Origin of the sequence: Lacinutrix sp. Hel_I_90, from assembly GCF_000934685.1 — a bacterium.
Classification (GTDB): domain Bacteria; phylum Bacteroidota; class Bacteroidia; order Flavobacteriales; family Flavobacteriaceae; genus Lacinutrix.
Window position 1 is genome coordinate 2,263,131 of sequence record NZ_JYNQ01000001.1, and the last position, 12,795, is coordinate 2,275,925.

Annotated in this window: 10 protein-coding genes; 6 read left to right on the forward strand and 4 right to left on the reverse strand. The window is 31.9% G+C overall.

All coding sequences use genetic code 11. From position 1 onward, the window contains the following. Nucleotides 1-150: 150 nt before the first annotated feature. The 4 genes from GQ46_RS10010 (at nt 151) to GQ46_RS17875 (ending at nt 2,147) form a co-directional block, all read left to right on the forward strand. On the forward strand, nt 151-429 hold the full coding sequence (locus tag GQ46_RS10010) for a hypothetical protein (protein ID WP_044401281.1): 279 nt from the start codon (nt 151-153) through the stop codon (nt 427-429). Nucleotides 430-632: 203 nt separating this feature from the next. After that, nucleotides 633-1,148 (forward strand): stage II sporulation protein M, encoded by a 516-nt coding sequence (locus tag GQ46_RS10015; protein ID WP_044401284.1) that lies wholly within the window; start codon nt 633-635, stop codon nt 1,146-1,148. After that, on the forward strand, nt 1,145-1,723 hold the full coding sequence (locus GQ46_RS10020) for a hypothetical protein (protein ID WP_044401287.1): 579 nt from the start codon (nt 1,145-1,147) through the stop codon (nt 1,721-1,723). Before GQ46_RS10015 ends, GQ46_RS10020 begins: the two co-directional genes overlap by 4 nt. A gap of 256 nt (nt 1,724-1,979) precedes the next feature. Next, nucleotides 1,980-2,147 (forward strand): hypothetical protein, encoded by a 168-nt coding sequence (locus GQ46_RS17875; protein WP_197077350.1) that lies wholly within the window; start codon nt 1,980-1,982, stop codon nt 2,145-2,147. 352 nt (nt 2,148-2,499) lie between these two features. On the opposite strand, the gene GQ46_RS10025 is transcribed toward GQ46_RS17875, so the two are convergent. The 4 genes from GQ46_RS10025 to GQ46_RS10040 form a co-directional block, all read right to left on the reverse strand. Then, a complete protein-coding gene (locus tag GQ46_RS10025; RefSeq protein ID WP_044401290.1) occupies nt 2,500-3,597 on the reverse strand; it encodes an alcohol dehydrogenase catalytic domain-containing protein in 1,098 nt (365 codons plus the stop codon). A 71-nt stretch (nt 3,598-3,668) separates the two neighbouring features. Beyond that, complete coding sequence (locus GQ46_RS10030; RefSeq protein ID WP_044401293.1) at nt 3,669-6,788, reverse strand: lantibiotic dehydratase; 3,120 nt, start codon at nt 6,786-6,788, stop codon at nt 3,669-3,671. Nucleotides 6,789-6,808: 20 nt separating this feature from the next. After that, nucleotides 6,809-8,968, reverse strand: a complete 2,160-nt coding sequence (locus tag GQ46_RS10035; protein ID WP_044401295.1) for a peptidase domain-containing ABC transporter — start codon at nt 8,966-8,968, stop codon at nt 6,809-6,811. Further along, the gene (locus GQ46_RS10040) at nt 8,961-10,115 is read right to left on the reverse strand and encodes an HlyD family secretion protein (RefSeq protein WP_052503449.1); all 1,155 of its coding nucleotides are present in this window, start codon (nt 10,113-10,115) and stop codon (nt 8,961-8,963) included. The genes GQ46_RS10035 and GQ46_RS10040 overlap by 8 nt, the downstream gene beginning before the upstream one ends. A 296-nt stretch (nt 10,116-10,411) precedes the next feature. Here GQ46_RS10040 and GQ46_RS10045 point away from each other — a divergent pair, with 296 nt between their 5' ends. After that, the gene (locus GQ46_RS10045; protein WP_044401298.1) at nt 10,412-11,275 is read left to right on the forward strand and encodes a M23 family metallopeptidase; all 864 of its coding nucleotides are present in this window, start codon (nt 10,412-10,414) and stop codon (nt 11,273-11,275) included. Between the two features lies 1 nt (nt 11,276). Then, complete coding sequence (locus GQ46_RS10050) at nt 11,277-12,776, forward strand: GH3 auxin-responsive promoter family protein (RefSeq protein ID WP_044401301.1); 1,500 nt, start codon at nt 11,277-11,279, stop codon at nt 12,774-12,776. Nucleotides 12,777-12,795: the final 19 nt, after the last annotated feature.

Consider the following 12,795-nt stretch of genomic DNA (forward strand, 5'->3'; position numbering starts at 1 on the left):
ATCGTGTTTAATTATAATTTAAAACCAAAAGATATCGACTTTATCGAGCATAAAAAAACTGGATCTAGAATATTTTTAAACAGATATAGTGAGAAACTTAAACTCACTTAAAACAAGTTTGAGATAAAAATTAACACAAATTTTAAAATTATGAAAATTAAAAAAGCAATTTTAGGTCTAGCGCTAAGCGCAGGAATGTTATTAGGTATGAATAGTATGCACCAAGCTACAGAAGCAAATATAGGATGGGGAGTATCTGCATTATTTGATGCAGATAATAATACTACTTCCACTAATGTAATGGGCGGTGCTGCAATGGGCGGTGCTGCTGTAGCATCTGCTATAGCTGGTGCAGAAATAGGTGCAGAAATTGGTTTAGTTGGTGGTTTAGCTGGTATTGCTATTGGAGCCGTTGTAGGTGGATTGTAATTAGTAATATAATATGAGCATCTTTTAAATTTTGAGAGATGCTTATATTATTTATCTATTGCTTTAATTTTAATTCAGAAATATTTATAATGTTAAGTTTTATTAAACTTAAACAAGTTGGTAATAATTAGATTAGTAGACAAACTAAAAAAAAGCTAAGATTTAATTATTTATTCTGTTCTAAATAAAATTAAAAATTTTAAATGAAAAATAGACTTATTGCATTAGTATTTTTTGTATTTGGAATATTACTTTTTTTTATATCTAAGGATACATCTATAATGACTTTAGAATTAACCTCAGAAAACAGCAATACTAACATTAGTTTTTTTGATAAAATGGCCTTTTTTAAAGGTTATGAAGTTTTTGGAATATTTATTTACAATTTAGGCGTTGCTTTTTTATTATCTTTTGTTGGTTATTTTACTGGTGGATTGTTAACATTAATAATTCTACTTTGGAATGGTTTTTTAATTGCTATTGTTTATAACATGGCAATATATAAATTGCCTGTAGACACTATTTTATATGCCTCTAAGCACGCACCAATAGAAATATTTGCATTTTTAATATTTGCCGACTTTGGTTTGAAAGGACGTTTTTTTATAAAAAGAATTTTAAATAAAAATGAAATTGATTTTACACTAATTCCAAATTTTAAAAATTTAATCTATCCAACTATTTTATTAATTCTTGCATCAATTTTAGAAACAATATGAAAAATGTAATTCAATTAAAAGAATCTAATTTTATAAAATACCTTTTGATCTATTTTATTGTAATGCTAATAAATAATTTTATTAGAACTAGCAACATAGTAAATTCCTTAGTGTCTGAAAGTGGGGATGTTGTTTTGTTTTCAGGTTATATGAGTTCAATTATATCATCAATGTTTGTTATTTTACTTTTAATAATTGTAATTACAATCTGTTATTTTATAAAAGAAATTTTTTTTGAGGAAGTAAAACGCGAAAGTATATTTGGTTCTATTAAAACGGTTATTATATTGTTCATCTTTATTGAGTTATTTCGTGTTTTTCTAGTTTATTTTGTTTTGTTAGATGAAATTGAAAAATTTGATTTTTCGGGAGATGTTATTCAACAACTACATAATACCTATTGGTATTTTTATAATTCGTCTATTAATATATTTCTTATCGTTGTTGGTGGTTTGTTTTTTGGAATAGAGATTTACAATAAAGAGCATAAAATTATTCCAGCTATTATATTCAGCACCGTTTTTTTATGTAGTTTTTATTTAATAAATGTCAATATTTTTGATTTGTTATCTTGAAAAAACACTATTTGAAGCACATTGGCATTATTAAAAGACATTGATAAATTATAATTGGAAGAGTAGTTTAACAAAAAACATTTTGAAAAACAGTTGCTCTTTAACCCAATTCTTTTTGATACTTCAATTTGTTTTAAACAAAACTAATTAGCTTGAGTTCAGTTGCTGGAAGGTGAAATATCTCGAAGTAAAATGCAGAAAATAATGAAGAGTTGAGGAACTAATTAAGTGAAAATGAGCTATTAATTAAAATTATATGAAAAAAGGAAAAAAACTTGCTTTTGGAATAAGCATAGGAGTTGGAATTGGTGCGGGTATTGGAGTTATAACAGGAAATCTTGCGTTATTTGTAGGAATTGGTTTAATGTCAGGTGTTGCAATAGGTAATTATTTAAATCAAAAGGGAGAAAACACTAAATCTTGAAACATTAGCTAATTTTGTTAGTCTGTTTTTAGACTTGTAATGCCTTTTTTTATTAAAATAAAATCTAATTTATTTATATTTTGTTAAGTAATCCAATACCTTTTAAGAGACTCTATCACAAAAAGTGATTTAATGAACATTATTTAAGTCAGCATGGTTGTACATACAATTCAGAAATAATGCTAAAAAAACAGAGCATTTAGAGTTAGTAAGTAACTCTTTTTTAATATTATAAAGGGTTAAATTTGTGTTTATAGTTGATTTACAAATAACACACCATATTATTTTAAAGATGACAATAGTCTAATAAAAAAAGGCTGTCTGAAAAGACAGCCTTTTTAATGCTTTTTATTTAACTGTAAATAAAAGAAACCTTTCCAGTCTTCTTTGTCTTCAAAAAAGACTTATCTAAAAATAAGTTAATATCCTCTTCTTTACTAAAAGCCTCATCCACAGGAATAATACTATTAGGATCTTCACTTAGTATTTTTAGTCCCTGCTCTAAATCTTCAGTGGTACCTAAACAGTTTGCTTTAATTTGAATGTTTTTAGATATTAATCTGCCTATAAATGATGGAAAGTTTACATAAGACTCTTTGCTTCTTATCTTCTCAGAAGATTGATTAAACATACCGCAAGTTACATACCGCGCCTCAAAATTTAGATTAGGCTGTAAAGCGACCAAATGTGTGTCTGCAAAGGGGTCTAAAACAGCGTCAAAAAGCAAATCTTTAGGGAGGTTATTGTCTTTAAAATTATATATTGTTTTAATAAACGGAAACATTGTTTTTACTTTATTGGTGTCTTTTCCAGAATAAGACAGACCATAAATGTCACACTTTTTATCTTTTAAATAGTTAAGTATAATTAAAGAAGTATTGGAGGTTATAGAGGTTACAAGGATCTTATTTCCTTCTTTTATGTCTGCTTTTCGTATCATGGACATAGCGGTTTGAATACCAATACTTATTCCAGAGGCTTGTTCTACAGGTATGTTTTCAGGAACTTTAATCAACTTTCCTTTATGAAACATTTCAAGCTCTTTACTACCATGGTTACTAGGTATACCTGCAGGTGCGCCTAAAGGTGCTAAGGGATAAGAACAATTAGCAATCACAAAATCACCAACCCTCAAATTTTCAACATTTTTACCAATCTTAAGTACTTCACCGCAAAATTCTGAGCCTATTGGATAGTAGGTGTCTTGATCTGTGTTTTTTAATTTATTCCATGCGTTTTCGATAATACCAAAATCGCGATAGTTCAATGAAAACCCTTTTTTCTTAACCAAAACAATATTTGCTTGTTGATCATCATTTTCGTCAAATTCTGTATCTGGAATATGTATTAAAGCTAATGGAATTTTTAAAGAATCTATTTCCAAGATATATTTATCTTCATTTTCTAGTTTTGCCGCCAGCGACGGACTTAATACGCCTAATGCTCTCATAATTTATTTGTTTCTAAAGTTTAAAAAAAGAGAGCCACTGTAGTTCTCTTTTAAGTGAATTGGCTATTAATTTAAGCGGTTACTTTTGTTTTGCTTTTTTTCTGAGTATGGAGTTGCTTGCTATAATATTTAAATAACATATCATATACAACCATTTCATGCACACGCTGCTTCGCTAAGAAAATACGGTTACAAACCATGTGTAAATAGCTTAGTACCGTATTTTGGAGCCCTCCAGGCAGGATATTTTTTTCTGCTAATTCTTTTAGTTGGTCAACCACGACTTTGTTTTTAACAGAACGCTCTTTTAATATATCCCAAAGTGGAGCATACATGTCTGCTTTAGCATCTTCATCTAAAAAAGCTTCGATATTTGACATGTTTTCGCTGTACAATTCATTAACCTGTTTGTTAAGGGCACCAGTTTTGTTAAACTCCTTTCCAAAACCTGTTTTTGCTACATTTAAGAGCTGCATTTTTTGTTTTACATCAAACCCAAAGTCATTGAGTAAATGATCCATAGAGAGTAATGAAAACAACCAACGCACGCGCTCTCCTGCATCGCCTTCAATTAAGTCTGCGAATTTGACGGTAGCTTCGCTGTCGTTATAATATAATTCTTCAGTGGCATCTATAGAATCAAAACCATAACGTTGTAATTCTCTTAAGTACGTATCTGTTTGTGTTTTCCAAATTAACAGGTTGTTTTCGAACGGTTGAATGTGTTTTTTGATGATAAATACACACTGAGAGAATTTTGTTTGATCGTTTAAATGAATTCTAAAACGTAAATGGTGACCATCTTTATCGCCATAACGAATAAAGAACCATTTATCGATTAGGTTATTAGCTTCCAGTTCGTCAACTATTGGCTTAATGGCGTGGTTTAATAATTTTTCACCTACGCGTTCCCCACAGTAAAACTTGTAGTATAACCACTCATCTCCCGTAGAATAAGAGGCTTTTTGTAAGGTGCCTTTTTGAGCTTCTAAAGGTTGAGCGTTTAACAGGTCTGACGCTTTAGGTGCATTCTTATAGGACGGCAACACAAACTCATTACAGTAAGCTCCTGTTATCGTGTCTTCTTCAAAAAAGAATTCTTTTAGTTGAATCATGCGTTCACCTTTTAACATAAAAAAGAAAACCGTACAACTCAAGTCGTTTTCAAAATTAACTACCACTTCGTTATCTCCTTGGGTAAAAGCAACTACGTTAGGAATGTTTCTTTCCTTTCGAAACGCTCTAACATAGCTAATAACATCTTCTTCCTTAGTGTCTAAAATAGTCTTAATTGTATCATGGTTGAGAGTCCAAGTAGCACGAGACAAAACAATGTCTTTATAACTTACTCGTGGTAAATAGTCAAATTCATGTTGTAAACTTCCCCAACTAAAACTTAATCCCGATTGTTCCTGATCTTGTAAATCACATAAAAAGTGATAAATAGGTAAGGCATTGGCGCTATAATTGTGCGCATTACCTAAACGAGGAATAATCTCTTTATTTAAGCGTTTTGAGCGTAAAATGATTTTACCTCTGCGGACTGAAACATATAAATCTGCAACGTCTAGCTGGTGCTCCTTGTCTAAAGACGAATTTCCTAAATAAGGAATTTCATAATCTCTTTGGAACTTTCTGTATAAAATATTTCCTGTTCTCGCTTGTGGTAAATGAATAATTTCTGCTAATATTTTATCTGGATATAATGCTTTTTCATAGTCTTGAATCTCATTACACATGGTTTCGATGGAATCATCTAAATGTGCAAAACGTCCAATTAAGCCATTAGCCGAAGGTCCCCAAACCGACTTTAAACACACTTTTTCTTCTCCATTTTCATGGAAGACATTAAAGAAAGTTGAAAAACTATCTGGATACAACGCCTCGTTTTCTTTAAACTGATTAATTTCATCATCGGTTAAACTAATTTCAGTGACATTATGTTGGAGCGCGTGAAGCGCTTTTTTAAATAAAAAGCCAGTCTTTTTACTCCAGTTTATTTGTCTGCTTGTGGCGCTTTTACCGCGTATAGCTAATTTATCTACTAAAGGGGTTTTTGCTCCTGAGCCCCGACCATAACCAATACCTAAATCTGGATCTAAAACATTAATCAAGGGTTGTTCGTATTCCTCATAACGTTCTTGAAATTTGGTTTTAAAATCATCTAAAGTTGGATTTTCTCTTTTGCTCTGCAGTTTGTTTAAAACAACAATGGCACTTCGTAACTTTTTTACGGTATTATAACTTAAAGTAGCGGTTGATAAATCTTTAAAGCTATCCACCTGAAAGAGTTTTGTAATATCTGCTTCTTGAATTTCCTTTTCAATTTCCTTATGAATATCTCTATACTTTTCAGGACTATTGCACACAGAGGCGTCTATAGCGCGTATTTTACTTTTTAGCGATAGCAGTAGTTTTTTTACCACATTAGCTTCATAAAAATCAAAACGCTTTTCTGTTAAAACATCTAAAAGGCTTTCTAAATAATCGTCTCCGGTTAGGGTAAATTCTAATTCATTAACAAAGAACTGACTATCAATAACTTGGTTGATAAAAGCTCTAGCATCTTCAGTACTAATATTATCATCGGTAATGGGCTTAATTAATTCATTTATGGTAGCGCCTTTTTGAGCAATGGCAATGGTCTTTTCTAAATAGTCATTAATATCGACTTCTGATATTTTGTGGCACCTCGCTTGGTCTTTAAAGTAGTATTCTACAAAGCGGTACTTATCCATCACTTTATACATAGAATTATTTGGGTAGTATTTTAAAACGTCTCTAATTTCCTTATGTTTTGTTATTTCTGGTAAAATCTCACCTAAAAAATACATGTCGAATTTAGTGGTGCGTTTAAGTTCAGCCCCAGCAACGTCAATATTGGTTTCCTTGGCTAAGCTAATAGTACTTACAGAGGCCCAAAGTCCAAAAGGCGTGCAGCGATTCGCTAAGCGAGAGGTGTATTTATAAAGAGAGCCTTTAAGATTTTTAAGCTCATCTTCGGTTTGAAAGGCTTCACCTTTTTCCCATAGCTCTAATGCCTTAAAAATATTTGGTGAACCAATAAATAAGGCTTCTCTGTGTTTAGGGACTTTGAATATTTCCTGAATTTCCTCCCAAGTAATATCAATTTTCTTAACACTTAACGGGGTTCTAACAACCGCTTGGTTTGCAAATGAATGATTTTTCATAAATGACGGATTTTTTTTAGTTATACATTAAAATTTTGCCACATTTTGTTGTAGTAGCCATCTTTGGCTAAAAGCTCTTTATGTGTTCCAGTTTCGACAACTTCGCCTTTTTTCATGGCAATGATCTTATCTGCTTTAACAATAGATTGTAGTTTGTGGGCAATAATTATTATCGTTTTTCCTTGTGATGCTAAATCATCGATGAGGTCTTTAATCACTAATTCAGATTCTGAATCTAATGCTGAAGTGGCTTCATCTAAAATGAGTATTTCAGGTTCTTTATAAAGTGCTCTGGCGAAGGCAATACGCTGTCTTTCACCCCCTGAAAGGTTGGCGCCAAATTCACCTAAATAGGTTTCGAAACCATTAGGTAGTGATTCAATAAACTCATAGGCACCAACTTGTTTAGAGACTTTGATGATTTTTTCCATATCTGGACTGTACTCGCCTATTGCAATGTTTGAAATTATTGAACCATCAAAGAGTTCAACAGTTTGAGGAACAGTAGTTACTAAGTCATTAATACTGTCTTTGGTAATGTATTTTAAATCGTAATCTCCAATAAGGATTTTACCTTCAGAAGGCTGGTATATATTTTGAATAAGTGAAGCAATTGTACTTTTCCCACTACCACTTTCTCCAACCAAAGCCGTAAACTTACCTCTAGGAATCGTTAAACTAATGTCTTTAAAAATATCTCGGCCCAATTCATAGTGAAAACGTACACTATCGAACTGGATGTCTCCAAAGGAATGCTCGCTAATAGCTATATTAGCTTCGTTAGCTTCCGTTTCAAGATCCATAATCCCGAATAATCGATCTGCAGCAATCATGGCGTTTTGAATCGATTTATTAGTACCAATAAGCTGAGAGGCTGGGCCTGTAAAGTATCCAATAATAGAGTAAAAAGAGAATAATTCTCCTGGAGTAATTTCTCCATCAATCACGTAATAGGTTCCTGCCCACAATAGAACAATAGTAAATACTCTTGATACAAACCCCGTTGAAACCGTAGAAAAGACATTATTTAAACCAGATTTATAGATGGTTTTTAATAAATCTATAAACTTTAATTCTGTTTTGTTTTTTGTAAATTCTTCGAGAGACAATCTTTTGACTGTGCCAATGTTTTTAATGGATTCAACTAATTGGGATTCAAGTAAAGCATTCTTTTCCATAACTTCACGCTCCACTTTTTTGTTTAATTTATTAACAATGAAGTAGATAATAATGTATACAGGAATAATGAGCATTATAATACCTGCCAATTTTACATTGTAGGTAAACATAAAGATGAATGAAAAGACAACAATAAATATGTTAACCAATATATTTAAAGCTGTTTCATTAATAAGTAATCTAATTTTTACAGCATCTCCAATTCTAGACATGATTTCTCCTATTCGCATAGTGTCAAAGAATTTTTGAGGCATAGTAAATAGGTGCTTATAGTAGCCTAAAATAAGTCTGGAATCAATTTGTTGACTTGTTTTTAGCATAAATACATCTTTGAGGGCGCCAAACAGGAACTGCAGTACAATACATACCAATACAATAACACTCATTAAATTAAGTAAGCTTTTGTTACCACTTACCAGAACAAAGTCTGTAATCTTTTCAATATAAATAGATACTGAAAAACCTAGAATAGTATATAAAATTGAGCCAATTAAAGCTTGAATTAAAATGTGCTTGTGCGGGTTTAAAAGAAAAGACATACGTTTAAGATTAGAGAACTTTTCGTTTCGTTCTTTAAAAATATCTTCATCTGGTATAAGAATAAGCATATAACCAGTAAAGATTTTTTCGAATTCTGCTCTGCTTTTCTTTTCTAGTTTACCAGAAGCAGGATCCATGACCTTAACATAAGTCTTAGTTACTTTATAAATCACCATATAATGCGGAAACTCATGTTCTTCGAGTTTAATCATAACATGGGCGATAGCAGGAAGCGGAATTTCCTCTAAGCTATCCATAGAAGCCTTAACTCCTTTTGCAATAAAATCAAGTTTTATTGCTGCTTCTCTTAAACCTAAAAGTGTTGTCCCCTTTTGGTTTGTACTCGCATATTGTCTAATTCTTGAAATAGGGAGGCTTAGTTTGTAATGTTCTGAAATAGAAGCTAAACAAGCTGCACCACAGTCGCTAAAATCATGTTGTTTTATTTCTATTTTACTCATTTGTAGGGTTGTAAGGGTTAAACCAATCGTCTATACTGTCAAATAATAAATCGTAAAGACTTCTTCGGATTAAGAAGAATCTACTGGTTAATGTCATTCCTTTTTTTAACTGGCCTTGAGCACCATTTACTAATGATAAATAGGTTTCATTTAAGGAACTGCGCACTTTAAAACCACTGGTGTTATTTACTTGAACTAAATCTTTACCAACTTCAGTAATTTTCCCGGTGGCAAACCCCCATTGGTTAGAGTTATAGGAATCTACTTGATATTTTGCAGTAATACCTTCTTTGATATAGCCAATGTCAGAGGGTGATAAAAAGGATTCTATTTCTAAGTTTTTACTAGGAGAAATATTGGCAAGCGTACTTCCGGGATTTAAAAAACTACCTTCATTATAGCCTTGTACGTCTATGAGTTCACCATCTATAGGCGCAATTAAAACATACATCTCTTTTTCTTCCTTAATCTGTTTTTTATTCGATTCTAAATCTTCTAGTGCACGCTTATAGTCTGTAAGTTGATTTTGCCAAGTTAATTGAGATTGTTTAATAATATTAGTCCTGTCATTTTTCAATTTATTCAAATCCAGTAGCGCACGCTCGTATTCTGCTTTCGCAATAACACCACTTTTATATAAGGAATTAGATCTATCATATTCTGCTTGGGTGTTTTTTATTATTGTATTTATATTAAAGAGTTGCTGCTGAAATTGGTTATATTCCTTCTGGTATTGATTCGTTTTAATAAGAGTATACTTGCCTTTAATTAAATAATTTAAGTCTACTATAAAATCTTCAATGTCCTCCTTTTGAGAATCGATAAGATGGTCGCGTTCGTCTAACATTCTTTGGTTTATGATAAGCAAAGTGTCTCCTTTTAAAACCGATTTGTTTTCAATAAGATTGAAATAGGTTATTCTTCCGCTTACAGGAGCAAAAAGAGAAACAGGCCTTTCATGAGAGGTAATGACACCACGACTGGTCGTATAAATATCTACTTCAACAAAGGGAAGTGCTGTTATAGTGCATAAGAGGGCCAAAAATATAATCCAAAAAATGAGATTTGTTTTTTTACTATGTTTGGCGATATGATATTCTACAGTATTGTGAAGAATATCTTCAGGGAAAATATTATTTTCATTCATAATTTTTAGACCATTAATAAGTTAATAATAATATGTCTTTTTTATTAAGAGTTATTATGAATGAAACTCTAATTAATAAATGTAACATGTGCTTGAGTATTTGAGTCAAAGCAACATATAATAAAGAACAAATACAAGGCAAGCGTCCTCACTTTTATAAAATCGGGTTGTCTATAATCGTTATAAACAGTTCAAAAACAGAATATTAATTGTAAATTTTAAAGTGAGGAATTAAAAAATATTATTTTTAAAATGCTTTACAAAAATGCCTTGTTTATATTTGTCAATATTTGATTATGGAAAAAAATAAATCTAAAAAAATATCTAAAAAGTTACTTCATAAATACCGTTTGGTAATTCTCAATGAAGACACCTTCGAAGAACGCTTGGCTTTAAAACTAACGCGACTAAATGTTTTTATTTTGTTAGGTATTTCTTCTATTATATTAGTAGGCTTTACTGTTTTGCTTATTGCCTTCACGTCATTGCGAGAATATATACCTGGATATTCCTCTACTGCTTTAAAAAAACAAGCACTTGAACTCAATTATAAAACAGATTCATTACAACAAATCCTAACGAATAATGATAGATACTACGCTTCTATTAAAAAAGTATTAAAAGGAGAAGTAAGTAGTGTAGAAATTAATAGAGATTCAATTATAGATGCGGCTAGTATTGATTTAAATGAGATTGATTTAAATCCTATAAAGGAAGATTCTATTTTAAGGGCTATGGTAGATAAGGAAGATAAATATAGCCTGTTTGATTCAGCAAGGTCTAAAATAAATTTTGTGCTTTTTCCACCAGTTAATGGTGAAATTAGTGAAGCGTACAATGTTAAAGAAAAGCATTATGCGGTAGATATTATAGTGGCTAAAAACACCCCTATAAAAGCCACGGCAGATGGCACTGTTATTTTCTCAGAATGGACTGCCCAAACAGGTTTCGTGATATTAATTGAGCATAGCCATGGTTTAATTTCGGTGTATAAACACAACGCCTCTTTGACAAAGGCTCAAGGAGATTTAGTAAAAGCAGGCGAGGTCATTGCGACCGCAGGAAATACTGGCGAACTCACCACGGGAACCCATTTGCATTTTGAACTTTGGAGTGACGGTTACCCTGTAAATCCTACTAATTTTATAGATTTTAAATAATATGTCACTGAAGTCTTTTTTTGCCAAACCATTTGCACTTTATATATACAAAAAAATAGAAAAATGGGCTAATAATCCTATTGAAACTCAAGAAAATGTATTTCGAAAGTTAATTTCTGAAGCCGCAGAAACGCAATTTGGTAAAGATCATAAGTTTAATAGTATTCACACTTATAAAGATTTCGTAGAACAAGTACCCATTCGTGATTACGAAGCATTAAAACCTTATGTAGAGCGTGTTGTCGCTGGTGAACAAAATATTCTTTGGAAAGGTAAACCCTTATATTTTGCTAAAACCTCAGGCACGACTTCTGGTGCAAAATATATTCCTATTACTAGCGAAAGCATGCCAAATCATGTGAACGCTGCACGAAATGCAATTTTACTTTACATTCATGAAACAGGCCATTCAAAATTTGTAGATGGCAAAATGATTTTCCTTCAAGGCAGCCCTGTTCTAAAAGAAGAAAATGGTGTGCAATTAGGACGACTTTCTGGTATTGTGGCACACTACATACCAAAATACCTTCAAAAAAACCGGCTGCCGTCTTGGGAGACTAATTGTATAGAAGATTGGGAAACTAAAGTTGATGCTATTGTTGAAGAAACCCTAAATGAAAACATGACCATTATTTCTGGTATTCCATCCTGGGTACAAATGTATTTTGAAAAACTTCAGAAGAGAACAGGTAAAAAAGTAGGCGATATTTTTAAGAATTTCAACCTTTTTATTTTTGGAGGTGTTAATTACGAGCCTTACAGAGCAAAATTCGAAAACCTAATAGGTAGAAAGGTGGATAGTATTGAGCTCTATCCTGCAAGTGAGGGTTTTTTTGCCTTTCAAGACAAACAAAATGTAAAAGGCATGCTATTACTGTTAGATTCAGGCATGTTTTATGAGTTTGTAAAAGCCGATGAGTTTTTTGATAAAAAACCAAAACGTATGACCTTAGCAGAGGTTGCTATAGGTGTAAATTACGTCATGATTATTTCAACCAATGCTGGTCTATGGGCCTATAACCTTGGAGATACCATACAGTTTACTAGCACAAAACCCTATCGTATTATCGTTTCGGGCCGCATTAAACACTTCATTTCTGCTTTTGGTGAGCACGTTATTGGAAAAGAAGTGGAATCTGCTTTAAAAACTGCAACGGAAGGCTCTTTAGTAAGAATTAATGAATTTACAGTGGCGCCTCAAATTAATCCAGAATCGGGTTTGCCATATCATGAATGGTTTATCGAATTTGAAAACGAGCCGGAAAGCCTTTCCGCTTTAGCGCAAAAAATAGATCAGGCCTTACAAAAGCAAAACAGTTACTATCTGGATTTAATAGTTGGTAAAGTCCTACAGCCACTAAAAATTTCTGTTGTTAGAAAAAACGGATTCCAAAATTTTATGAAAGCGGTAGGTAAATTAGGCGGACAAAATAAAATACCAAGATTGGCAAACGATCGTAAAATTGCAGATGCGTTAATTACAGAAATTATCAGTAAATAATAGTATATTTGCCAGTTAA